The sequence below is a fragment of the Streptomyces sp. NPDC028308 genome (assembly GCF_055565855.1).
The window spans coordinates 421,345-443,877 of the sequence record NZ_JBVHTO010000006.1 but is presented as its reverse complement, the minus strand read 5'-3'; the positions used below and the strand labels follow the sequence as shown (position 1 = coordinate 443,877).

Here is a 22,533-nt window from a genome sequence, read left to right as displayed (position 1 = left end):
GGACGCATGCATATTTCCTTCCTGATACACAACGCGTACGGCATCGGAGGGACCATCCGGACGACGTACAACCTCGCCGGCACGCTCGCGCAGCAGCACGACGTCGAGATCGTCTCCGTCTTCCGCCACCGCGACGAGCCCGTCTTCGCACCCGACCCGCGTATCCGGCTGCGGCACCTCGTCGACCTGCGCGCGGACGGCGCCGGGCACGACGGCGACGATCCGGCCGCGCGTCGCCCGGCCGCCGTCTTCCCGCGCGCCGAGGGCCGCTACGAGCAGTACAGCGCGCTCACCGACCGGCGCATCGCCGAGCACCTCACGAGCGTCGAGGCCGACGTCGTGGTCGGCACCCGGCCCGGTCTGAACGTCCACCTGGCCCGCCAGACAAGGCGCGGACCGGTGCGCGTCGGGCAGGAGCACCTCACCCTGGACAGCCACTCGCCCGCACTGCGCCGGCAACTGCGCGCCGCCTACCCGCGGCTCGACGCCCTCACCACGACCACCGAGGCGGACGCCCGCGCCTACCGAAGCCGGATGCGGCTGCCCGGGGTCCGGGTCGAGGCCGTGCCCAACCCGGTGCCCGCCCCCGGCGTCGAGCCGGCGGACGGCCTCGGCAAGTGGGTCGTCGCCGCGGGCCGGCTCGTGCCGGTGAAGCGGTACGACCTGCTGATCAGCGCCTTCGACCGGGTGCGCGCCCAGCGCCCGGACTGGCGGCTGCGGATCTACGGCGGCGGCAGGCAGAAGGACCGGCTGCGCGCCCTGATCGACGAACTGGGCCTCTACAACCACGTGTTCCTGATGGGCCCGGCCCACCCCATCGAACCGGAGTGGGCCAAGGGCTCCATCGCCGCGGTCACCTCCAGCCTGGAGTCCTTCGGCATGACCATCGTCGAGGCCATGCGCTGCGGTCTGCCCGTGGTGTCCACGGACTGCCCGCACGGCCCCGGCGAGATCATCGACAACGGTGTCGACGGCCGTCTCGTCGAGGTCGGGAACGCGGCGGCCGTCGCCGAGGGACTGCTGGAACTCATCAACGACGACGGGCTGCGGCTGCGGATGGCCGACGCGGCGCTCAAGGACTCCGAACGCTTCGATCCGGCCCGCATCGCCGAGCGCTACGAGTCGATGTTCTCCGGCCTGTCGCGGCGGGGCGGCTCCGGCTTCGGCGGCCGGGTGCGCGGATCGCTGCACCGCACGCGCGGAACGCTGCTCAGCGGTGCGTATGCCGTTCGGGATGCCGGACGCCCGGCCCGGACCAAGGGGAGTGCCGCGTGAGGACGCCCGAACGGACCACACCCCGGCGATCCGGCGAGGACACCGCCGTGCCGCCGCGCGCCGACTGCATCGCCGACTCCGCGGGCGGACTGACCTTCGACGTCACGGAGACGGGGGAACCGGGCGACGCGCTCCTGGTGCTCCGCCGCCGCGAGGGCACCGAGGAGATCAGCCTGCCGCTGACCCCGGCGGCGGACGGCCGGCTGCGCGCCGCGCTGCCCAGCAGCGTCGCCCTGCCCGAGGGCCGCTGGGACGCGTACGCCAGAGCTGCCGGCGGCGAACCGCGGCGCCTCGCGCCGGGCGTCAACGACCTGCGCTCGCTCGTCGACCGGATGCCCGGCGGCTCCCGCGGCCACGTCGCCGTCCGCATCCCGTACACGACCAAGCACGGCAACCTCACCGTCCGCAGCTGGCTGCGCGCACCGCACGCCGAGGCCGGTGAACTGCTCATCGAGAAGAGCGAGTTGAGGGTGCACGGCCGGGTGTACGGCACCTCGTGCACGCCGGACGCGTACGCGGAGCTGCGGCACCGGCACGCCGGATCCGTGGTGCGCGCCGAAGTGGACGCGGCGCAGGCCCGGTTCACCCTCGCCCTGTCCTACGAGGCCCTGGCGCCCGGCATCTGGGACCTGTGGCTGCGTCCGGCGGGGGAGGACGGGCCCCGGGTGCGGATCGCGCGGCTGCTCGACGACGTCGCCGACAAGAAGCGGATCTTCACGTACCCCAGGACCGGCCTGGAGACGGAGCACGGCCCGGTGCGCGCCGGGCCCTACTACACGCGGGACAACGACCTGTCCGTGGCGGTGACCCCGGCCGGCTGACCGACGGTGATCCTCGGCCCGCCGGTGTCGCCTCGCGGACCGTCCCTGTCCGCGAGGGCTGGCAGACTCGGCGCCATGTTGGAGACCTCGGCACGCCTGCTGCGCCTGCTGTCACTGCTCCAGGCGCACCGCGAGTGGTCCGGCGCCGACCTGGCGGACCGGCTCGGTGTCACGCCCAGGACCGTCCGCCGCGACGTCGACCGGCTGCGCGAACTCGGCTACCCGGTCAACGCCAGTCCGGGCACCGGAGGCGGCTACCAGCTCGGCGCGGGAGCCGAGCTGCCGCCCCTGCTGCTGGACGACGAGGAGGCGGTGGCCGTGGCCGTCGGACTGCGGCAGGCCGCCGGGCAGGGCATCGAGGGCATCGGCGAGACGTCGGTGCGCGCCCTCGCCAAGCTGGAACAGGTCCTGCCGCACCGGCTGCGCCGCCGGGTGGGCGCCTTGACCGCGTTCACCGTGCCGATGCTGCGGGGCCCGCAGGCGTCCACCGTGGACCCCGGCGTGCTGACCGAACTCGCCAACGCCTGCCGGGACTGCGAGCGGCTGCGCTTCGAGTACCTCGACCACGGCGGCTCCCCGACACGGCGCACCGTGGAGCCGCACCGCCTGGTCTGCTCCGAGCGCCGCTGGTACCTGTTCGCCTGGGACGTCGACCGGGACGACTGGCGGACGTTCCGGGTGGACCGCATCACGCCCAGGCCGCCGCACGGACCGCGCTTCACGCCCCGCACCCCGCCCGCCGGGGACCTGGCCGACCACGTCGCGCGGGGCGTCTCCACGCGCGCGTACGCCACCCACGCGGTCGTCCGGCTGCTCGTGCCGCTCCAGGAGGCTCAGGAACGCGTCTCGCCCTCGGCCGGGACGCTGGAGGCGGAGGGCGAGGACAGCTGCCTGCTGCGCACCGGGGCCGCCGGCATCGAGCTGATGGTCGTGCACATCCTGATGATGGACTTCGCCTTCGAGGTGCTCGAACCGCCCGAGCTCCTCGACGCGGTCAGGACGGCCCGGGACCGTCTGACGGACGCTCTTGACCGAAGCGCAGCTGCGGACTCCCCTCCTGCCCCGACCGGGTCTGCGGCGGGGTGATCGCCGAGAACGCCGGATGGTGCAGGTCGAACGCCGGTGACTCGGAGCGGATCCGGGGCAGCGTCACGAAGTTGTGCCTCGGGGGCGGGCACGAGGTCGCCCACTCCAGCGAGCGTCCGAAGCCCCAGGGGTCGTCGACGCCGACCGGCGTGCCGTGCTTCGCCGTGCGCCAGACGTTGTAGAGGAACGGCAGGGTGGACGTGCCGAGAAGGAAGGCACCGATCGTCGAGACGGTGTTGAGCGCCGTGAATCCGTCGGCGGCCAGATAGTCGGCGTACCGGCGCGGCATGCCCTCGGCGCCCAGCCAGTGCTGCACCAGGAACGTGGTGTGGAAGCCGATGAACAGCGTCCAGAAGTGGATCTTCCCGAGCCGTTCGTCGAGCATCTTCCCGGTGAACTTGGGCCACCAGAAGTGGAATCCGGCGAAGGTCGCGAAGACCACGGTGCCGAACACCACGTAGTGGAAGTGCGCGACGACGAAGTACGTGTCGGTGACGTGGAAGTCGAGCGGCGGAGAGGCCAGGATCACCCCGGTCAGACCGCCGAAGAGGAACGACACCAGGAAGCCCGTCGCCCACAGCATCGGCGTCTCGAAGGACAGCGAGCCCTTGAGCATGGTGCCGGTCCAGTTGAAGAACTTGACGCCCGTCGGGACCGCGATCAGGAACGACATGAAGGAGAAGAACGGCAGCAGCACCGCGCCCGTCGCGAACATGTGGTGCGCCCACACGACCACCGAGAGCCCGGTGATCGCCATCGTCGCGCCGACCAGGGTGAGATAGCCGAAGACCGGCTTGCGGCTGAAGACCGGGATGATCTCCGTGATGATCCCGAAGAACGGCAGCGCGATGATGTAGACCTCGGGATGCCCGAAGAACCAGAACAGGTGCTGCCACAGCAGCGCACCGCCGTTGCCCGCGTCGAACACCTGCGATCCGAAGCGCCGGTCCGCCTCCAGGACCAGCAGCGCCGCCGCCAGCACCGGGAAGGCGAACAGGACGAGGATCGAGGTGAAGAGGACGTTCCAGGTGAAGATCGGCAGGCGGAACATCGTCATGCCGGGGGCGCGCATGCCGACGATGGTCGTGATGAAGTTGACCGCGCCGAGGATGGTGCCGAAGCCGGCCAGCGCGAGGCCCATGATCCACAGGTCGGCGCCGATGCCCGGCGACCGTTCCAGGCCGTTGAGCGGGGCGTAGGCGAACCAGCCGAAGTCCGCGGGCCCCTCGGGCACGGCCAGCGAGCTGAGGACGATCAGGCCGCCGAAGAGGAACAGCCAGTACGACAGCATGTTGAGCCGGGGGAAGGCGACGTCCGGCGACCCGATCTGCAGCGGCATGATCTCGTTGGCGAAGCCCGCGAAGGTCGGCGTCGCGAAGAGCAGCAGCATGATCGTGCCGTGCATCGTGAACATCTGGTTGAACTGGTGGTTGTCCATCACCTGGAGTCCCGGCCGGGCCAGTTCGGCGCGCATCAGCAGCGCCATGACCCCTCCGACGAGGAAGAACGCGAACGACGTGATCAGGTAGAGGTGCCCGATCTTCTTGTGGTCCGTGGTGGTCAGCCAGTCCACGACCAGCCGTCCCGGCCGCCTCGCCGGTACGGGTCGTGCCGCCGCCCGCGCGGTTCTCGTGCCCATCGCCCGCCCCTTCGCTCGTCGCGTCCCGGGCCCCGCTGAAGCAGACGCCATGATGCTCGCGCCGCCCGTGCTCCGACAGGGGGCGTGCGGGGGTTCTGTCCGGGAACCGCGTATTTCCCTGCCCGGCAGGTATCCGTGAGGGGCCCCGGATTGGGCCCGGGAAAAGTGCGGTGGGACGGCGACGCACGCTCTTTCGCGCGGCCAATTCAGGGCTTCCGGAAGCGCACCGGGAATTCCCCGCGGCGGCTCGCGGAACGTGCCCGGAACCCCTCGAACGTGTGACGCGGTTAGGCCGAAACGCGTGTCGTGATCCTGTGACAGAAGTGTGACCGTGGGGGGACGTGTGACGCATGGTGGCCGATCCGGGCTTCCCCGGCCGCGAGGCGCCGCCTAACGTGGCGTGCATGGCACCCATTCCCACGACCCCGCCCGCAGAGCCCGACGACAGCCCGGACAGCTACGTCGGACTGGAGGCGAACAGCGCCGAGGACCGCGCCCGCGAGCGCGGCTGGACCACGGTGCGCTCGCTGCCCCCGGGCTCGATCATCACCATGGAGTACCGCGTGGGGCGGCTGAACTTCGAGGTCGCCGACGGCACGGTCACCCGCTGCTGGAAGGGCTGAGGGCACCGCCCCGGGCACGGCCCGGACGGCCCCGGCACGGCACGCGGCACGACGAAGGCCCCCGGCTCGTCAGGTACCGGGGGCCTTCGTCGTGCGGGGAGGGGTGTGCGTACCGGCCCCGCGGTTCTTGGCTCAGCCGCCCGTGACGGGGCGGGCCGAGGTGCCGGTGGTGCGCGGCGCGCGGTCCGAGTGCGGCGGCCTGCGGCTGCCGACCGGGGTGACCGGGGTGCGTTCCGAGCGCGCGGTGTGCGGACCGGGGGCCAGGTGGGCGGGCGCCCGGGGCGGCCGGGTCGGGGCGGTCTCGCGGGCGAGGGTCTGGCCCTCGTCGGCGGCGGGCTGCGTGACCATGACCGGCGCGCCGACCGGCGAGGCGGCCGGGACTGGGGCGGTGCCGCCGCGACGGCTGCGCCAGGCGTCGCGCAGCGCGAAGATCCAGTCCTCGGCGCGGGCGATCAGCGGCTCGAACCAGGGCAGCGCCAGCAGGATCAGCAGACCCGCGGCCCAGCCCAGGAGCACGTCGCTCAGCCAGTGCGTACCGAGGTAGACGGTGGTGAGGCCGACGCCGAGCGAGGTGACCGCCGACAAGGCGGACAGCCAGCGCCTGGCCCGCGGGGTCGACGCCAGATAGGCGAGGATGCCCCAGGTCACCACGGCGTTCGCGGTGTGTCCCGAAGGAAATATGTCGCCGCCGAGCCCCATCTCGTTCGAGCCGATGGTGATGGCGTAGTGCGGTCCGAGGCGGCCCATGCCGATCTTCGCGGCGCCCACCGTGATGTTCAACAGGAGCAGCGAGGCGCCCAGCGTGAGCAGCGGGCGCAGGGTGTGCTGCCGCCAGGAGCGCCAGCCGAGCCAGGCGCAGACCATCACGGCGGTGGGGCCGCGCTGCCCTAGCACCACGTAGTAGTCGAGGAACGCGTGGATCTCCGGCCACTGCTGGTACGGGCGGAAGAACATGACCTGCCAGTCGAAGCGGACCAGCCACGAGGTGATCGCGACGGCCCACACGATGGCCACGTAGAAGGCCAGGGTCGCGGCGAGGAGCACGACCCTGTGCCGGCTCATCCTCGGTACGGGGATGTGGGCCGGCCGTTCCGGCTCACGGTCCAGCCGGGCGAAGACCCGCTCCAGACGGGTGAGGTTTCGTTCGGTACGCACTCAATCGACGTTACAGCGAGTGAGCTGTGCTCCTCCCCGATACACCGGCTTTGTGATGACGATGTGATGTGGGATTGCTCTCAGCGGGCGAATTGTTTCTGTGGTTTCGCTATTCGTGCGCGGGTTCGGCCTTCAATTCCTTTGATCATTCCGTGTCGTCGTTATTTGGCTCTTATGAATTCGTTCACCGCGCGTCGGGGCGGAATTGGCCGGACGCTCACCGAGGGTCCCCGCCCGCTCACGACCCGAGGAGTGACCGGACCGGCACCGTGCGTCGCTGACCTCGGAGAACGGCGCCCCGGAGCGTGGCGCACGCCACACCGGGCCCGCGAGAACGTGAGAGGTCCACCACGTGACACCCGGCGGAACTCGCGTACGCTGACCGTTCACTCGCCTTTCGTTGCGTGGGCCCGGGAGCCGCTCCTTCCGCGCCGCAGCCGCAGGGAGTCCCCACCCCGCGGTTTCCGCCGAGGCGAGGGAACATCTGGGAGGTACGTACATGTCCGGGACGACCACGGCCGCTGCGCGTCGCCGTCGGGAGACCGGGGCCGGTGCCAACCGCTGGGTCGTCCTCGTGGTGCTGTGCGTCAGCCTGCTGCTCGTCGCCGTCGACGCGACCGTGCTGCACGTCGCGGTGCCGGCCGTCACCGAGGACCTCAGGCCCGGTGGGATCGAACTGCTCTGGATCGTCGACGTCTACCCACTCGTCTGCGCCTCGCTGCTCATCCTCTTCGGCACGCTGGGTGACCGCGTCGGGCGCAGACGCATCCTGCTCCTCGGTTACGCCCTCTTCGGCGTCGCCTCGGCCCTAGCGGCCTTCGCGGACACCGCGCAGATACTGATCGCGGCCCGCGCGCTGCTCGGCGTCGGCGGGGCGATGATCATGCCCGCGACGCTGTCGATCCTGCGCCAGGTCTTCCCCGACCGCCGCGAGCGGGCGCTCGCCATCGGCATCTGGAGCGCGGTCGCCGCCGTCGGCGCGGCCGTCGGGCCGCTGCTCGGCGGCTTCCTCCTGGAGCACTTCTGGTGGGGCTCCGTCTTCCTGGTCAACATCCCGCTGATGCTGGTCAGCCTGCCGGTCGGCCGCTGGCTGCTGCCCGAGTCGACCGGCGACCGCAACGGCCCCTGGGACGTCGTCGGCGCCCTGATGGCCGCCGCCGGTCTCTTCGGCGTCGTCTTCGGGGTGAAGCGGCTCGGCGGCGGCGAGCCGCCCCTGAGCCCGGTCACGCTGCTGCCCCTGCTGGTGGGCGGCGTCCTGCTGGCCGCCTTCGTACGCCGGCAGCGGCGCCGCGAGCAGCCACTGGTCGACCTGCGGATGTTCAAGAGGCCCGCGTTCAGCACCTCGGTCGGCTGCATCGTCCTCGCCATGCTCGCGCTGGTCGGTCTGGAGCTGATCGCCGCCCAGTACCTCCAGCTCGTGCTGGACCTCTCTCCGCTGGAGACCGGGCTGCGGCTGCTGCCGCTCACCGTCGCCGCGATGGCGGCGGGACTGTTCGGCGCCAACATGCTGCGCCGGTTCGGGCCGCGCACGATGGTCTGCGTCGGCTTCTGCGTCACGGCGGCCGCGGTGGTCACCCTCACCGCGATGGGCGGGCACGACAACCCCGGACTGCTGCTCTTCGGCTTCGTGCTGCTCGGCTTCGGCCTGGAGACCACGCTCTTCGGCGCCTACGAGTCCATGCTCAGCGAGGCGCCGCCCGCGCAGGCCGGCGGGGCCGCCGCGATCGGCGAGACCTCGTACCAGCTGGGCGCCGGTATCGGTATCGCCCTGCTGGGCAGCGTGATGAACGCCGCCTACACCCCGGGGCTCTCGTCCGTGCCGGGTGTCCCGGCCGCCGACTCCGCCGCGGCGGGCCACTCGCTGGGCGAGGCGTACGAGGTCGCGGCGCGGCTCGGCGGTCCCACGGGCGAGGCCCTGCGGCACGCGGCGCGCGACTCCTTCGTGCACGGGCTCCACATGACCCTGCTGGTGAGCGCGGGGCTGCTGCTGCTCGGGGCCGTCATGGCGCTGCGGCTGCCCCGGGTCATGGAGTGCGGGGCCCCGGTCGCGGGCCCGGCCGAGGTGCCCTCGCCCAGGGAGGCCGCCGATTCCCGTACCGCACGGGAGTCGCGCGTCTCCGCGTAGGCCGCCTTGCGGGAGGCCGCCCGGGGTCGGGTGGCTCTGGACTTGCGGGACACTGCCTCGTAACGTCGGCTCCGCAGCCGTAACTAACACCGCTAGTTTTCGCGTGCCGGAGGTTCTGCCATGTCCGCGTCCTCGAAGTCGCCGTCCTTCGACCCCGCCGACCCGCTGGGCATCGACGATCTGCTGGACGCGGAGGATCTGGCGGTCCGCGACACCGTGCGGACCTGGGCGGCGGACCGCGTGCTGCCGCACGTCGCCGAGTGGTACGAGAAGGGCGAGTTGCCGGGCATCCGCGAGCTGGCCCGGGAACTCGGCGGGATCGGGGCGCTCGGGATGTCCCTCCAGGGGTACGGGTGCGCCGGGGCCACCGCCGTGCAGTACGGGCTCGCCTGCCTGGAGCTGGAGGCCGCGGACTCCGGTATCCGCTCGCTCGTCTCCGTGCAGGGTTCCCTCGCGATGTACGCGATCCACCGCTTCGGGTCCGAGGAGCAGAAGCAGCGCTGGCTGCCGTCGATGGCCTCGGGCGAGGTCATCGGGTGCTTCGGGCTCACCGAACCCGACCACGGCTCCGACCCGGCCGGCATGCGGACCCACGCCAAGCGCGACGGCGGGGACTGGGTGCTCAACGGGCGCAAGATGTGGATCACCAACGGGTCGGTCGCCGGGGTCGCCGTCGTATGGGCGCGGACCGACGACGGGATCCGCGGGTTCGTCGTGCCCACCGACGCACCCGGCTTCTCGGCACCCGAGATCAAGCACAAGTGGTCGCTGCGGGCCTCGGTCACCAGCGAGCTGGTCCTGGACGACGTACGGCTGCCCGCCGACGCGGTACTGCCCGAGGTCACCGGGCTGAAGGGGCCGCTCAGCTGCCTCTCGCACGCGCGCTACGGAATCGTGTGGGGCTCGATGGGCGCCGCGCGGGCCAGTTTCGAGTCCGCGCTCGCCTACGCGAAGACGCGTGAGCAGTTCGGACGGCCCATCGGGGGCTTCCAGCTCACCCAGGCCAAGCTCGCCGACATGGCGCTCGAACTGCACAAGGGGATTCTGCTCGCCCATCACCTGGGGCGGCGCATGGACGCCGGACGGCTGCGTCCCGAGCAGGTGAGCTTCGGCAAGCTGAACAACGTCCGGGAGGCGATCGAGATCTGCCGCACCGCGCGCACGATCCTCGGCGCCAACGGGATCTCGCTGGAGTACCCGGTCATGCGGCACGCCACGAACCTGGAGTCGGTGCTCACCTACGAGGGCACCGTCGAGATGCACCAGCTCGTGCTGGGCAAGGCGCTCACCGGACTCGACGCCTTCCGGTGACACGGTCCCCGTGACCGGTGCACCGGAAGGCGGGGCCGGTGAGCGGCCCTGCCTCAGCTCTGGTTGAAGAAGCCGTCCGCCGGACGGCCCGCGGCCTCGCCGCTGACGATCTCCGTGTGGGCGGGAGTCAGCAGGAAGACACGGTTGGCGACCCGCTCGATCGTGCCGCGCAGGCCGAAGGTCAGGCCGGCCGCGAAGTCCACCACGCGCTTGGCGTCGGCGGGCTCCATGGACGTGAGGTTCATGATGACCGGGACACCGTCCCGGAAGAGCTCGCCGATGCCGCGTGCGTCCCGGAAGCTGTCGGGGGTCACCGTGCCGATCCGGCGGCCCTTCTCCTCGGCCGTCTCGGAAGCGACCTTCACGCGCGGGTCGGTGACCCAGGCATCGCCGGACTCCTGTCCTTCGGCGTAGTCGTCGTCGTAGTAACGCTCGTCATCGTTGTCGTCGACGAGGCCAAGCCAGGCACTCGCCTTGCGCACCGATCCCATGGACGCCTCCTCTCACAGCGGTCTTTCTTGCTTTCCGCATCCCCATGGTCGTCCATGATGCGGATGTCGCGCCAAGTGGATAGACGCCGCGCGGGGGTTTCGTGACGGTACTGGTGCACAGCGAATCCGTCGAGAGCCCGCGTTTCCCAAGGGTCGTGATGTAAACGGCTGCTGACTAGGAGTGAAATATGATTCTTCACGGCGTACGGGTGACGAGAGGTGCGTACGGGTGAACGGAGGGGTCGATACGATGCCGCAGCTCAACGTCGTACGAGACACGGGGGAGTGTCGTGTTCGGAATCGTCCGGCCCTGCAGGCATCGCCTGACGGAGGGTCTGAAGACGCAGTGGATGGCGCATTTGTGCGGACTCTGTCTCGCGCTGCGCGGTGACCACGGTCAGTTCGCGAGGATCGTCACCAATTATGACGGGCTGCTGATATCCGTTCTGACGGAAGCTCAGGCCGGCGGCGCCACCGCCGGCAGGCGCACCGCGGGGCCCTGTCCGCTCCGCGGGATGCGGACGGCGTCCGTCGCGCAGGGCGAGGGCGCGCGGCTCGCGGCCGCCGTCTCGCTGGTCCTGGCCGCCGCCAAGGTCCGCGACCATGTCACGGACGGTGACGGCCTCTTGGCCCGCAGGCCGGTCGCCCTCGCCGCACGCCGGGTCGCCGCCGGCTGGGACAGGGCCGGGACGCGCACCGGTTCGGCCGTCGGCTTCGACACCGCCGTCCTCCTCGACGCCGTGGACCGGCAGGCCGGTGTCGAGGCGCTCGCCGGCCCCGGCACCCCGCTCCTGGCGGTCACCGAGCCCACCGAGACCGCGACCGCCGCGGCCTTCGCGCACACCGCCGTCCTCGCCGGACGCCCGGGCAACGCGGCGCCCCTCGCCGAGGCCGGGCGCCTCTTCGGACGGCTCGCGCACCTGCTGGACGCCGTCGAGGACCGGGAGGCCGACGCCGCCTCGGGCGCCTGGAACCCCCTGACGGCCACCGGCACACCGCTCACCGAGGCGCGGCGTCTCGCCGACGACGCGCTGCACGGCATCCGGCTCGCCCTGCGCGAGGTGGAGTTCGCCGACGGGCGGCTGGCGCACGTGCTGCTCGCGCACGAGCTGGAGCGCTCGGTGGACCGCGCCTTCGGCACGGCCGGGTGCGGGCACGGGGACGGGCACCCCGGCGGGGCGGACGGCGCGTTCGGACCGCCGCCGCAGCAGGGAGCACCGCACGGACCCGACACGCGGAATCCGTACGGCACCGGCAACCCCTTCGGCGGCGGGCCCTCGCTCCGGCCGCCGGGACCGGGCAGGCGCGGCCTCTGGGCGGGGTGTGCCGCGGCGATCGGCCTGTGCTGCACCTGCAAGGTGTGCTGCGCCGACGAGTACGAGGGACCGTGGTCACGGCAGCGGCGCGAGGGATGGTGCAACAACTGCGACTGCTGCGACGGGTGCGACTGCTGCGAATGCTGTGAGTGCTGCTCCTGCTGCGACTGCTGAGCGCGCGGGGTCCGGGGCTCAGGGAAGGCGGCCCCGGGCCCCGCGGGCCGCCCGGACCGGCCCCGGATCTCAGTCCTTGATCTCGGGCGGCGAGATCTGCGACTTCTCGATGCCCGAGCCGGTCGTCCCCCACTTGCCGAGGATCTTCCGGTAGGTCCCGTCGGCGATGAGCTTGTTGACGGCGGCCTGGAACGCGGGCGCCAGCTTCGTGCCCTTGTCGAAGGCGAAGCCGACGTCGAGCCGGTGGAACTCGTTGAGGAACTTCACGCCCTCCTGATGGGCGACCGCGTAGCGCAGTCCGTTGATCGTGCTCATCACGATGTCGCTGCGGCCCTGCTGGAGCGAGGACCAGACCGCGCCCTGCTCGCTGTAGGTCTGCACCTTGTACGCCTTCTCACCCGCGTCCGTGCACACCTTCTTGTTCTGCTCCAGCGTCGCCTCGAAGGTCGTCCCGGCACCCGTCGCGACGTTCAGTCCGCACAGCTGCTTCAGGTCGGTCACCTTGGCCAGCTTGCTGTCCTTGCGGGTGGCGAAGCCCTGGCCGTCGTTGACGTAGGTCACGAAGTCGATCGTCCGGCGGCGTTCGTCGGTCACCCCGAAGTTGCCCACCCCGAAGTCGTACTTGCCGCTGTCCAGGGCCGGCAGGATCGCCTCGAAACTCGCGGCCTCGTGCTTCAGCTCGATACCGAGCGTCCTTGCGACCGCGTCCGCGAAGTCGACGTCCTGCCCGGCCAGGGTCTTGCCGTCGGCCAGGTAGGAGGTGCCCGGCGGCTGACCGGAGACGCTGACCGCGACGGTGAGGCTGTGCACGCCGGGCGGCAGCAGGCCGGCGGCGGCCGGGTCCTCGCGGACCGAGGAGACGACGTCCTTCACCGGGATCCCGTCCTTGTCGGCCGCGGCCTCGGCGTCACCGCCGGCGGCGGCGCCCGCCGGATCGCGGGAACCGCCGCACGCCGTGAGCAGCAGGGCCGCGGAGGTGATCAGGGCGAAGGGGACGAAATGGCGGCGGCGGGGCCGCGAGGGCGTACTCATGGCGTACGGGTCTCCTGAACAGGCGGAAGCCGGAGGGCGCGTGGGCGGGCAGGCGGACTCGCCCCGCTCGCGGGAAGGCGGCGGAGGGCACGGCTGCGGTGGTGCGGAGAGCTGGCGCGAGGGGAGCGCCGGGGTACGCGTGTGAAGGCGTGGGCGAACGGCGCTCAGGCGCCGGGGAAACGCAGGGAGGCACCCGTCGGAAGGGGTGCCGGGCGGTCAGCTCAACAGGAAGAGGACCACACTCGACCGAAGTCGATGTGGGAGCGCGTGACCAGCCACTGCTGCGGATGCATGGGGCCAAGTGGAACAGGCATCCGTTTCCGCGTCAACTGCCCTGAGACGCACGGCTCACAGTGTGGACAGCCTTGACAGCGGGGGGAAACGCCCCCGTACTCTCGGCGGACGGCCCTGCTGAGGGGCTCGGCCGTGCGGCGCCTTCGCGGCGCCCCGTGTGACCTGTGTGAAGGCATCACCCGTGTTCGATCCGACGCATCACGGAGCCTTCGCATGTCCTCCGACACCCTCCTCAAGACGGCCCCGCCGCACGAAGCGTCGCCCTTGCGCATCGTCCCGCGCCGCCGTCCCGGCCAGTGGTCGGCCGCCGTCGTCGTCCTGGTCCTGCTCGGGCTCGCCGTCAACTCCGTCGTCCGCAACGAGGCGTTCCAGTGGGACGTCGTGGGCGACTACTTCACCTCGGCCTCCGTGCTGCGGGGCCTGTGGCTCACGCTCTGGCTGACCGCGCTCGTGATGGTCCTAGGCTTCGCGCTGGGCGCACTGCTCGCCGCGGGCCGGCTGTCCGCCAACCCCGTTCTCAGGTCGGTGAGTTGGGGCTACGTCTGGCTCTTCCGGTCGATGCCGATCCTGGTGCAGCTGCTGTTCTGGTTCAACATCGGCGCGCTGTACCCGCGGATCCTCGGCGTGCGGACGGTCGACCTGCTCGGTCCGGTCACCGTCGCGATCGTCGGCCTCACCCTCCACGAGGCCGCCTACGCCGCCGAGGTGGTGCGCGGCGGCATCCTCTCCGTCGACCGCGGACAGATCGAGGCCGCCGAGGCGCTCGGGCTCGGCCGGTGGCGACGCTGGTGGCGGATCGTGCTGCCGCAGGCCATGCGCGCCATCGTGCCGCCGGCCGGGAACATGCTGATCGGCACCCTCAAGGGCACGTCCATCGTCAGCGTCATCGCCGTCCAGGACCTGCTCTACTCCGTCCAGTTGGTCTACCACCGCACCTACCAGGTGATGCCGCTCCTGATGGTCGCCACCCTCTGGTACGTCATCGTCACCTCGGTGCTCGGCGTCGGCCAGCACTACGTCGAGAAGCACTACGCCCGCGGATCGGAGCGCAGCCGATGAGCGCCCTGCCAACCGCGGACCGGCCCTCCCTCGTCATCGTCGGCGCCGGCCCGAGGGGAACCGGACTGCTGGAGCGGATCGCCGCCAACGCGCCCGAGCTGTACGCCGGTTCCGGCCTCGACATCCATCTGGTCGACCCCTACCCGCCGGGCGGCGGACGCATCTGGCGCGAGGAGCAGTCACCGCTGCTCTGGATGAACTCGCAGGCCCAGGACGTCACCATGTTCACCGACGAGAGCGTCGCCATGGCGGGCCCCGTCCGTGAGGGTCCCACCCTGCACGAGTGGGCCGGCATCGACGGGCGCGTCTTCGCGGACCGGCAGCGGCAGGGCGCGTACCTGCGCTGGGTGTTCGAGCGGACGGTGGCCGCCCTGCCGTCCGGCATCACCGTCCACCACCACGCCCGGCGCGCGCTGCGCGTCGACGGTCCCCGCGAGGGCCGGCAGCGGGTGTGGCTGGAGGGCCGCGCCGAGCCCCTCGCGGCCGACGTCGTCGTCCTGACGCTCGGTCACCTGGACGCCGAACCCGAGTCGGAACAGCGGGCGTTGAGCGCGTACGCCGACGCGCACGGGCTCGTCCACCTGCCCCCGGAATTCACCGCCGACAGCGACCTGTCCGCCCTCGCGCCCGGCGAGCCGGTCCTCGTGCGCGGCTTCGGGCTGGCCTTCGTCGACCTGGTCGTGCTCCTCACCGAGGGGCGCGGCGGCCGCCACGAACAGGGGGAGTACGTCCCCTCCGGGCGTGAGCCGGTCCTGTACGTGGGCTCCCGGCGCGGCGTCCCCTACCACTCGAAGATCGGGTACGACTGGGAGGGTGAACGCCCGCCGCTGCCGCGGTTCCTGGGCCCCGCCGAGATCGACGCGCTGCTCGCCCGCCCGGGCGGGTTCGACTTCCACCGCGACGTGTGGCCCCTGGTCGAGAAGGAGCTGGGGTTCGCCCACTACCACCGGCTCTTCACGGCCCACCCCGAGCGGACCAGGGTCGCCTGGACGGACTTCGAGGAGAAGTACGCGGCCGGGGACGCCGCCGAGATCCAGGCGCTGGTGGCGTCCGCTGTGCCCGACCCCGCCGACCGGCTGGACCTCGCCGCTCTCGACCGCCCGCTCGACGGGGTGCGGTACTCCTCCCCGGAGGAACTCCAGCACGGGGTGCGCGCCTACGTCGAACGCGATCTGACGCGACGTCACGACCCGTCGCACAGCCCGGATCTGGCCGTCTTCCTCGGGCTGCTCTCCGTCTACGGACAGCTGGTGCGGCTCGGCGACATCGGCTCCTGGTGGCACGGCTTCTTCAGCTACCTGGCGTCCGGCCCGCCCGGGCCCCGGCTCCGCCAGCTGCTCGCGCTGTCCCGGGCCGGCGTCCTGAGGTTCGTCGGCGCGGACATGACCGTCACCGCCGAGGACGGGCTCTTCCGGGCGCGCAGTGCCACGGTGCCGGGCGCGGTGACCGAGGCCCGCGCACTGGTCGAGGCGCGGCTGCCGCACCCCACGGTCGAGCGCACCAGCGACTCCCTGCTGCGCGAGCTGTACGCCGAGGGGGCCGCCGCGACCCCCGAGGGGCTGCTCGCCGTCGACCCCGCCGACGGGCGGATCCTGGACCGCTCGGGCTCCCCGCACCCCCGGCGCTTCGCGCTAGGTCCGCACACCGACGCCCGCGGTTCGGGCGCCTTCACCCGGCCGCGCACCGGCGGCCCCGCCTTCCGGCAGAACGACGCCGCCGCCCGCGCCGCGCTGGCGTTCCTGCGCGCGCTCTCCTGTCGCATCGCCGCCTGACGGCACCGCCGCGCTCCACCGCGCCCCGACGGGCGGATCCGGTCGCGCCGCCTCCGACCGGGGGTGCCGTCCGTCAGCCCCGCCCCGGCCAGGGCCCACCCTCCGCGCTCGTCGCGGGCCGGTCCGTCCGCCCACCCGTGGCCGGGCAAACCCGTCCGCTCGGCCACCGCGAGGGCGCGGCGCACCGCCACCGGGCGCCGCTCCGATGTACCGCCGACTCCGCCCCGCCCGACGCCCTTCGTCCGCTTCCCACCCCGCCCGAGGAACCCATGTCTCTGACCAGCGATCCACCCCGATCACCGCTCGCCGCGCCGGCCGTCGAACCGGAGGACCTCGGCGCGCTCAAGGTCGTGCCCGTCCGCCACCCCTGGCGCTGGGCGGCCGTCGTCGTGACGGCCGTCCTGCTCGCGCAGTTCGCGCACGGGCTGGCCACCAACTCCGGCTGGGAATGGGAGGTGTTCGCCGAGTTCTTCACGGCCGACGTGATCCTCAAGGCCGTCTGGGTCACCCTCCAGCTGACCTTCTACGGCACGGCCCTCGGGTTCGCGCTCGGCATCGTGCTCGCCTTCATGCGGTTGTCGGCCAGCCCGTTCCTCAAGGCGGTGGCGTTCGCCTACATCTGGGCGTTCCGCTCCATCCCGCTGATCGTGCAGCTGCTCTTCTGGTTCAACCTGGCCTACCTCTACAAGGAGCTGCAGTTCGGCATCCCGTTCGGGCCCGGGTTCTTCTCCTTCGACACGATGGGCCTGGTCGGCGCGATGAGCGCGGCCGTGCTCGGACTCGCCCTGCACCAGGCGGCGTACGCGGCCGAGATCGTCCGGGGCGGCGTACTCGCCGTGGACGGCGGCCAGTTGGAGGCGGCGGCCGCCCTCGGCATCCCGAGGATCCGGCAGATCCGGCGGATCGTCCTGCCGCAGGCGATGCGCTCGATCCTGCCGAACGCCGCCAACGAGGTGATCTCCCTCTTCAAGGGCACCTCGATCGTCTCGGTCATGGCGATCGGTGAGCTCTTCTACCAGGTCCAGGTGATCTACGGGCGCAACGGCCGCGTCGTCCCCCTGCTCATGGTCGCCACCGCCTGGTACATCCTCCTGACCACCGCGCTCTCCGTCCTCCAGCACTACGTCGAACGCCACTTCGCGAAGGGAACCGCCCGATGAGCGCGCCCACCGGACCCGCCGGCACGGCCACCGCCATGGTCGACATCAAGTCCGTCCACAAGAGCTTCGGTTCGCTGGAGGTGCTCAAGGGCGTCGACCTCGCGGTACGGGCGGGAGAGGTCACCGTGATCCTCGGCCCCTCCGGTTCCGGCAAGTCGACCCTGCTGCGCACCATCAACCACCTGGAGAAGGTCGACCAGGGCTGGATCAGCGTCGACGGCACACTCGTCGGCTACCGGCGCTCCGGCGACAAGCTGTACGAGCTGCGCGAACGCGAGATCCTGCGGCAGCGCACCCGGATCGGCTTCGTCTTCCAGAACTTCAACCTCTTCCCGCACCTCACCGTGCTGGACAACATCGTCGAGGCCCCGGTGTCCGCGCTGAAGCGCCCGCGCCGGGCCGTCGTCGAGACCGCGCGCGCCCTGCTCGACCGCGTCGGCCTCGCCGACAAGGCCGACGCCTACCCGAAGCAGCTCTCGGGCGGCCAGCAGCAGCGTGTCGCCATCGCCCGCGCGCTCGCCCTGGAACCGAGGCTGCTGCTCTTCGACGAGCCGACCTCGGCCCTCGACCCCGAACTGGTCGGCGAGGTGCTCGACGTCATCAAGGACCTGGCCCACCAGGGCACCACGATGATCGTCGTCACCCACGAGATCGGCTTCGCCCGGGAGGTCGCCGACACCGTCGTCTTCATGGACGACGGCCGCATCGTCGAACAGGGCACCCCCGGCGACGTACTGGACCACCCGCGGCACGAACGCACCCGCGCGTTCCTCTCCAAGGTCCTCTGACCGTCCTGACCTCTCTCACCACCAAGTCACCCACATCCATGAGGAGTTCCACCATGCTGTCCCGACGCGTCCTCGCCGCCTCCCTCGCCGCGCTCGTCGCCGCGCCGCTGCTCAGCGCCTGCGGCGGTGACAGCGACGCGGCGACCGGGACGGGCGCCTCCGGTACCAAGAAGGTCGGCGACATCAACATCGGCCCGGACCAGCACCGTGTCCGCGGCGAGAAGGTCGACAGCATCGCCGCGCTCGTACCGGCGGCGATCCGTGAGCGCGGCACGCTGAAGCTGGGCCAGAGCGCCGACGCCTCGCCGCCGCTCGGCTTCTACGCGACCGACGACAAGACCCGCATCGGCTCCGAGATCGACCTCGCGACCCTGGTCGCCGACACCCTCGGCCTGAAGCTCGACAACGACGAGGTCTCCTGGGAGAACCTCTTCGTCGGCCTCGACAGCGGCAAGTTCGACGCCGTCTTCTCCAACGTGACCGTCACCGAGGAGCGCAAGGAGAAGTACGACTTCGCCACCTACCGCCTCGACAACATCGCGTTCGAGGCGAAGAAGGGGACGTCCTGGCGGGTCGACAAGCCCGAGGACGTGGCGGGCAAGACCATCGCCGTGTCCTCGGGGACCAACCAGGAGAAGATCCTCGTCGACTGGAGCAGACAGAACGAGAAGGCCGGACGTGAGCCGGTCTCCATCAAGTACTTCCAGAAGGACACGGACTACTACCTGGCGCTCCAGTCGGGCCGTATCGACGCCTATCTCGGCCCCAGCCCGTCCGCCGCGTACCACGTGGCCTCCGCCGGCCAGAGCGAGATCGTCGGCACGCTCTCCGGAGCCGGGGACAAGCTCCAGGGCAAGATCGCCGCCACCACCAAGAAGGACAGCGGCCTCGTCGACGCCTACGCGGCGGCCCTCGACCACGTCATCGAGAACGGCTCCTACGCCAAGGTCCTCAAGCGCTGGGGACTGAGCAGCGAGGCCGTGAAGAAGTCCGAGATCAACCCGCCCGGTCTCCCGAAGACCTGAGCCCGCCCCGGCGGCCGCGCACCCCGCGCGGCCGCCGGTCCCCTCACCCCTCAGCCGGCCGCCACGGCGGCCGGCTGTCCCCCCACCGGAAAGGCTCGACCCATGACCGCACCGAACGGCCGGGGGCTCCTGCACCTGGCCGCCGCCATCGACCAGGAGGCGGCCTACGACGCCGGCCCCCCGGTGGAACTGGCCCGGCTCGCGGAGCGCGGTGCCCTCGACTTCGTGACGCTCGGCGACACCTTCGCGCGCCCCGGGCCCGACGCGCTCTCCGTCCTGTCCCGCGTCGCGCCCGCCACGACCCGTATCGGCCTGGTGCCGACGGTGACGACCACGCACACCGAGCCCTTCCACGTCCAGGCGGCGGTGGCGACCCTCGACTGGGTCAGCCGCGGCCGGGCGGGCTGGCGGATCGACGTGTCGACGACCGAGGGCGAGGCCCGGCTGTTCGGGCGCCGCCACGCAGCACCCGCCGAGGCGCTGTGGCAGGAGGCCGCCGAGGTCGCCGACGTGGCCGCCCGGCTCTGGGACAGCTGGGAGGACGACGCCGAGATACGCGACGAGGCGACCGGCCGCTTCATCGACCGGGACAAGCTGCACTACGTCGACTTCCGGGGGACCTCCTTCTCGGTGAAGGGCCCCTCGATCGTGCCGCGGCCCCCGCAGGGCCACCCCGTCCGGGTCGTCGACGCCACCGAGGGCCACGCCCGGCGGGTCGCGGCACGCCACGCCGACGTGGCGCTCGTGCGGGCCGTGGACGCCGCCCAGGCCCGTGCCGTACGCGCCGAACTGCGGGACGCGGCGGCACGGTCCGGACGCGACCCCGACACGCTGCGCGTCCTCGCCGGCCTGGTCGTCGACCTCGGGGACGGCGAGCACGCGGCGGACCGGGGCCACGGCGGCGGGGGACCCCGGCCGAGTGCCCAGGGCCCGCTGTACCGCGGCGGACCCGTGGACCTCGCCGAGCTGATCGCCGACTGGCACGGGGCCGGGGCCGCCGACGGCTTCCACCTCACGCCCGTCGAGCCGCGCCGGGACCTGGAGCGGCTCGTGAACGGCACGGTCGCGCTGCTCCAGCACCGCGGCCTGTTCCGCACCTTCTATCCGGGCAGCACGCTCAGGGAGCACCTGGGCCTCGCGCGGCCCGCCAACCAGTACGCCGTGGCAGGGGGAGCGTCATGACCGTCCGTCCGTCCGCGCGCAGACAGATCCACCTGGCCGCCCACTTCCCGGGCGTCAACAACACGACGGTGTGGGCCGATCCGCGGTCGAGGTCGCAGATCGACTTCAGCTCCTTCGAACACCTCGCACGCACCGCCGAACGCGGCCTGTTCGACTTCTTCTTCCTCGCCGAGGGGCTGCGGCTGCGTGAGCACAAGGGGCGCGTCCACGATCTCGACGTCGTGGGCCGCCCCGAGTCCCTCACCGTCCTGAACGCCCTCGCCGGCGTCACCGAGCGGCTCGGACTCGCCGCGACGGTCAACGCCACCTTCAACGAGCCGTACGAACTCGCCCGCAGGCTCGCCACGCTGGACCACCTGAGCGGCGGCCGGGCGGCCTGGAACGTGGTCACCTCCTCCGACGCGTTCACCGGCGAGAACTTCCGGCGCGGCGGCTACCTCGACCGGGCCGAGCGGTACACGCGGGCCGCCGAGTTCGTCGCGACGGCACGGGAGCTGTGGGACTCCTGGACCCCGGACGGCGTGCCGCGCCCGTTCGCCCACCGGGGCCGGCACTTCGACATCGCGGGTGAGTTCACCGTCCCGCGCTCCCCGCAGGGGCACCCCGTCGTCATCCAGGCCGGGGACTCGCCGGAGGGACGCGAGTTCGCCGCCTCGGCCGCCGACGTCATCTTCACCCGGCACGGCACGCTGGAGGCCGGCCGCGCGTTCTACGCCGACGTGAAGGGGCGGCTCGCGGGGTACGGGCGCGCCCCCGAGGACCTGAAGATCATGCCCGGCGTCACGGTCGTACTCGGCGACACGGCGGCCGAGGCCCAGGAGAAGGCGGCCGAGATCCGCCGCCTTCAGGTCTCCCCGCAGAACGCGATCCTCGCGCTGGAGCAGATCTGGGGCGTCGACCTGTCCTCGTACGACCCGGACGGGCCGCTGCCCGACATCGACCCGGTGCCGGACTCCGGGCTCACCCAGGGCAGGACCCGGCTCGGCGACCCCTTCGCCATCGCGGCGAGATGGCGCTCCCTGTCGCGTCAGAAGGGGCTGTCCATCCGGGAGACCGTGATCGAGGCGACCGGCCGGCAGTCCTTCATCGGCACCCCGGAGGCGGTCGCCGCCGATCTGGACGAGTTCGTGCAGACCGACGCCGCCGACGGCTTCATCCTCGTCCCGCATCTCACGCCGGGCGGGCTCGACGAGTTCGTGGACCGGGTGGTCCCGCTGCTCCAGGAGCGGGGGGCGTTCCGCACGGAATACGGCGGGACGACGCTGCGCTCGCACCTCGGGTTGCCGGATCCGGTATGGAAAGGTTGATCACATGACGACGGACGCATCCCAGGACTGGAAGCACTGGCACGAGCAGCGCACCGAGACGGTGGCCGCGCCCTACGGCCCGCTCTCCCTCACGGGCACGCACTGGCTGGAGGACTATCCGGAGGGTCGACTTCCGGACATCCCCGGGCGATGGGCCGCCGAGGGCGACGCGGTCGTGCTGACGGCAGGGGACGACGACGGTCTGACCCTCGACGGCGAGCCCTTCGCCGGGGAGGTCCGGCTGGTCGCCGACTCGGGACCGGCCGACTCGGCCCGGGTCGGGTACGGGGAGCGCCGCCTCGTCGTCCTGGTCCGCGAAGGCGTCTGGGGGGTACGCGACTTCGACCCGGCGGCCCCCGCGCGGCGGGCCTTCCAGGGCATCGACGCCACCCCGTACGACGCGCGCTGGTCGGTGCCGGGACACTTCACGCCGTACGGAGAGAGCCGCACCGTACGGGTCGAGAACGTGGACGGGCGTTCCCGCGGTCTGGGGCTCGGCGGGGTGCTCGCCTTCACCCTCGACGGGCAGGACCTGACCCTCCAGGTGTCGGTGGAGGACGACGGTTCGCTCTGGGCCGTCTTCGCCGACACCACCAGCGGGAACAGCAGCTACCGCTTCCGCTTCCTGCGCCCGGCGGCGCCCGACGCCGAGGGCTCCACGACGGTGGACTTCAACCGTTCGCTGCTGCCCCCGTGCGCCTTCGCGGACCACTTCATCTGCCCCTTCCCGCCGCCCGGGAACACGCTGCACGCGGCGGTCGAGGCGGGGGAGCGCAGGCTGCTCTGAACCCGCCCGGGAGACGGCGGACCGAGGGAGGGTCCGTGATCAACACCCGTGGGATGAGCGCAAGTTGAACGCTGCACGGCCGAAAGGCGCCCTTGCGCCGGTCGGCCGTGC

The 22,533-nt window shown here is 71.9% G+C and carries 19 protein-coding genes; 15 read left to right on the top strand and 4 right to left on the bottom strand.

The window, feature by feature from the left end; all coding sequences use genetic code 11:
* The first annotated feature begins 6 nt into the window (after nt 1-6).
* The 3 genes from ACZ4VA_RS16490 to ACZ4VA_RS16480 all read left to right on the top strand — a co-directional run bounded on the left by ACZ4VA_RS16490 (nt 7) and on the right by ACZ4VA_RS16480 (nt 3,182).
* A complete protein-coding gene (locus tag ACZ4VA_RS16490; protein WP_356173355.1) occupies nt 7-1,275 on the top strand; it encodes a glycosyltransferase family 4 protein in 1,269 nt (422 codons plus the stop codon).
* A complete protein-coding gene (locus ACZ4VA_RS16485; RefSeq protein WP_468081779.1) occupies nt 1,272-2,096 on the top strand; it encodes a hypothetical protein in 825 nt (274 codons plus the stop codon). The genes ACZ4VA_RS16490 and ACZ4VA_RS16485 overlap by 4 nt, the downstream gene beginning before the upstream one ends.
* 75 nt (nt 2,097-2,171) lie before the next feature.
* Nucleotides 2,172-3,182, top strand: a complete 1,011-nt coding sequence (locus ACZ4VA_RS16480) for a helix-turn-helix transcriptional regulator (RefSeq protein WP_468081777.1) — start codon at nt 2,172-2,174, stop codon at nt 3,180-3,182.
* On the opposite strand, the gene ctaD is transcribed toward ACZ4VA_RS16480, so the two are convergent.
* The gene (gene ctaD, locus ACZ4VA_RS16475; protein ID WP_355793465.1) at nt 3,091-4,821 is read right to left on the bottom strand and encodes an aa3-type cytochrome oxidase subunit I; all 1,731 of its coding nucleotides are present in this window, start codon (nt 4,819-4,821) and stop codon (nt 3,091-3,093) included. The genes ACZ4VA_RS16480 and ctaD overlap by 92 nt on opposite strands.
* A gap of 404 nt (nt 4,822-5,225) precedes the next feature.
* Between ctaD and ACZ4VA_RS16470 the strand changes: the two genes are divergently transcribed.
* Nucleotides 5,226-5,444, top strand: coding sequence for an I78 family peptidase inhibitor (locus tag ACZ4VA_RS16470; RefSeq protein ID WP_356173362.1), 219 nt, complete (start codon nt 5,226-5,228; stop codon nt 5,442-5,444).
* Nucleotides 5,445-5,576: 132 nt separating this feature from the next.
* On the opposite strand, the gene ACZ4VA_RS16465 is transcribed toward ACZ4VA_RS16470, so the two are convergent.
* Nucleotides 5,577-6,599: a phosphatase PAP2 family protein gene (locus ACZ4VA_RS16465; protein WP_356173365.1), complete on the bottom strand. Its 1,023-nt coding sequence runs from the start codon at nt 6,597-6,599 to the stop codon at nt 5,577-5,579.
* 499 nt (nt 6,600-7,098) lie between these two features.
* On the opposite strand from ACZ4VA_RS16465, the gene ACZ4VA_RS16460 reads away from it, so the two are divergent.
* Together ACZ4VA_RS16460 and ACZ4VA_RS16455 are read left to right on the top strand one after the other, a co-directional pair.
* The gene (locus tag ACZ4VA_RS16460; RefSeq protein ID WP_468081774.1) at nt 7,099-8,724 is read left to right on the top strand and encodes an MFS transporter; all 1,626 of its coding nucleotides are present in this window, start codon (nt 7,099-7,101) and stop codon (nt 8,722-8,724) included.
* Between the two features lie 120 nt (nt 8,725-8,844).
* Nucleotides 8,845-10,035, top strand: coding sequence for an acyl-CoA dehydrogenase family protein (locus ACZ4VA_RS16455; protein ID WP_355793187.1), 1,191 nt, complete (start codon nt 8,845-8,847; stop codon nt 10,033-10,035).
* Between the two features lie 53 nt (nt 10,036-10,088).
* Here ACZ4VA_RS16455 and ACZ4VA_RS16450 read toward each other — a convergent pair whose 3' ends face one another.
* Complete coding sequence (locus tag ACZ4VA_RS16450) at nt 10,089-10,526, bottom strand: cell division protein SepF (RefSeq protein ID WP_355793185.1); 438 nt, start codon at nt 10,524-10,526, stop codon at nt 10,089-10,091.
* Nucleotides 10,527-10,816: 290 nt separating this feature from the next.
* Between ACZ4VA_RS16450 and ACZ4VA_RS16445 the strand changes: the two genes are divergently transcribed.
* A complete protein-coding gene (locus ACZ4VA_RS16445) occupies nt 10,817-12,016 on the top strand; it encodes a DUF5685 family protein (RefSeq protein WP_388906418.1) in 1,200 nt (399 codons plus the stop codon).
* Nucleotides 12,017-12,085: 69 nt separating this feature from the next.
* Here ACZ4VA_RS16445 and ACZ4VA_RS16440 read toward each other — a convergent pair whose 3' ends face one another.
* Complete coding sequence (locus ACZ4VA_RS16440) at nt 12,086-13,048, bottom strand: ABC transporter substrate-binding protein (RefSeq protein WP_355782442.1); 963 nt, start codon at nt 13,046-13,048, stop codon at nt 12,086-12,088.
* 507 nt (nt 13,049-13,555) lie between these two features.
* On the opposite strand from ACZ4VA_RS16440, the gene ACZ4VA_RS16435 reads away from it, so the two are divergent.
* The 8 genes from ACZ4VA_RS16435 to ACZ4VA_RS16400 all read left to right on the top strand — a co-directional run bounded on the left by ACZ4VA_RS16435 (nt 13,556) and on the right by ACZ4VA_RS16400 (nt 22,422).
* On the top strand, nt 13,556-14,401 hold the full coding sequence (locus ACZ4VA_RS16435; RefSeq protein WP_356173376.1) for an amino acid ABC transporter permease: 846 nt from the start codon (nt 13,556-13,558) through the stop codon (nt 14,399-14,401).
* Nucleotides 14,398-16,173, top strand: a complete 1,776-nt coding sequence (locus ACZ4VA_RS16430; protein ID WP_468081770.1) for an FAD/NAD(P)-binding protein — start codon at nt 14,398-14,400, stop codon at nt 16,171-16,173. Before ACZ4VA_RS16435 ends, ACZ4VA_RS16430 begins: the two co-directional genes overlap by 4 nt.
* A 269-nt stretch (nt 16,174-16,442) precedes the next feature.
* Nucleotides 16,443-17,333 carry an amino acid ABC transporter permease gene (locus tag ACZ4VA_RS16425; RefSeq protein ID WP_355782451.1) on the top strand — a complete coding sequence of 297 codons (891 nt, stop codon included), beginning with the start codon at nt 16,443-16,445 and terminating at the stop codon, nt 17,331-17,333.
* Nucleotides 17,334-17,368: 35 nt separating this feature from the next.
* Nucleotides 17,369-18,121 (top strand): amino acid ABC transporter ATP-binding protein, encoded by a 753-nt coding sequence (locus ACZ4VA_RS16420; protein WP_355782462.1) that lies wholly within the window; start codon nt 17,369-17,371, stop codon nt 18,119-18,121.
* Nucleotides 18,122-18,174: 53 nt separating this feature from the next.
* Nucleotides 18,175-19,146: an ABC transporter substrate-binding protein gene (locus tag ACZ4VA_RS16415; protein ID WP_468081767.1), complete on the top strand. Its 972-nt coding sequence runs from the start codon at nt 18,175-18,177 to the stop codon at nt 19,144-19,146.
* Between the two features lie 102 nt (nt 19,147-19,248).
* Nucleotides 19,249-20,328 carry an LLM class flavin-dependent oxidoreductase gene (locus ACZ4VA_RS16410; protein ID WP_356173388.1) on the top strand — a complete coding sequence of 360 codons (1,080 nt, stop codon included), beginning with the start codon at nt 19,249-19,251 and terminating at the stop codon, nt 20,326-20,328.
* Nucleotides 20,325-21,635 (top strand): NtaA/DmoA family FMN-dependent monooxygenase, encoded by a 1,311-nt coding sequence (locus tag ACZ4VA_RS16405; RefSeq protein ID WP_355793062.1) that lies wholly within the window; start codon nt 20,325-20,327, stop codon nt 21,633-21,635. The genes ACZ4VA_RS16410 and ACZ4VA_RS16405 overlap by 4 nt, the downstream gene beginning before the upstream one ends.
* Before the next feature lie 4 nt (nt 21,636-21,639).
* A complete protein-coding gene (locus ACZ4VA_RS16400) occupies nt 21,640-22,422 on the top strand; it encodes a DUF1684 domain-containing protein (RefSeq protein WP_355793060.1) in 783 nt (260 codons plus the stop codon).
* Nucleotides 22,423-22,533 lie beyond the last annotated feature (111 nt).

Bases quoted from the DNA above. Each gene is read 5' to 3' on its own strand.
- ACZ4VA_RS16490 (WP_356173355.1), top strand. From the start codon at position 7: ATGCATATTTCCTTCCTGATACACAACGCGTACGGCATCGGAGGGACC.
- ACZ4VA_RS16480 (WP_468081777.1), top strand. From the start codon at position 2,172: ATGTTGGAGACCTCGGCACGCCTGCTGCGCCTGCTGTCACTGCTCCAG.
- ctaD (WP_355793465.1), bottom strand. From the start codon at position 4,821: ATGGGCACGAGAACCGCGCGGGCGGCGGCACGACCCGTACCGGCGAGG.
- ACZ4VA_RS16470 (WP_356173362.1), top strand. From the start codon at position 5,226: ATGGCACCCATTCCCACGACCCCGCCCGCAGAGCCCGACGACAGCCCG.
- ACZ4VA_RS16460 (WP_468081774.1), top strand. From the start codon at position 7,099: ATGTCCGGGACGACCACGGCCGCTGCGCGTCGCCGTCGGGAGACCGGG.
- ACZ4VA_RS16455 (WP_355793187.1), top strand. From the start codon at position 8,845: ATGTCCGCGTCCTCGAAGTCGCCGTCCTTCGACCCCGCCGACCCGCTG.
- ACZ4VA_RS16450 (WP_355793185.1), bottom strand. From the start codon at position 10,526: ATGGGATCGGTGCGCAAGGCGAGTGCCTGGCTTGGCCTCGTCGACGAC.
- ACZ4VA_RS16440 (WP_355782442.1), bottom strand. From the start codon at position 13,048: ATGAGTACGCCCTCGCGGCCCCGCCGCCGCCATTTCGTCCCCTTCGCC.
- ACZ4VA_RS16435 (WP_356173376.1), top strand. From the start codon at position 13,556: ATGTCCTCCGACACCCTCCTCAAGACGGCCCCGCCGCACGAAGCGTCG.
- ACZ4VA_RS16430 (WP_468081770.1), top strand. From the start codon at position 14,398: ATGAGCGCCCTGCCAACCGCGGACCGGCCCTCCCTCGTCATCGTCGGC.
- ACZ4VA_RS16425 (WP_355782451.1), top strand. From the start codon at position 16,443: ATGTCTCTGACCAGCGATCCACCCCGATCACCGCTCGCCGCGCCGGCC.
- ACZ4VA_RS16420 (WP_355782462.1), top strand. From the start codon at position 17,369: ATGGTCGACATCAAGTCCGTCCACAAGAGCTTCGGTTCGCTGGAGGTG.
- ACZ4VA_RS16415 (WP_468081767.1), top strand. From the start codon at position 18,175: ATGCTGTCCCGACGCGTCCTCGCCGCCTCCCTCGCCGCGCTCGTCGCC.
- ACZ4VA_RS16410 (WP_356173388.1), top strand. From the start codon at position 19,249: ATGACCGCACCGAACGGCCGGGGGCTCCTGCACCTGGCCGCCGCCATC.
- ACZ4VA_RS16405 (WP_355793062.1), top strand. From the start codon at position 20,325: ATGACCGTCCGTCCGTCCGCGCGCAGACAGATCCACCTGGCCGCCCAC.
- ACZ4VA_RS16400 (WP_355793060.1), top strand. From the start codon at position 21,640: ATGACGACGGACGCATCCCAGGACTGGAAGCACTGGCACGAGCAGCGC.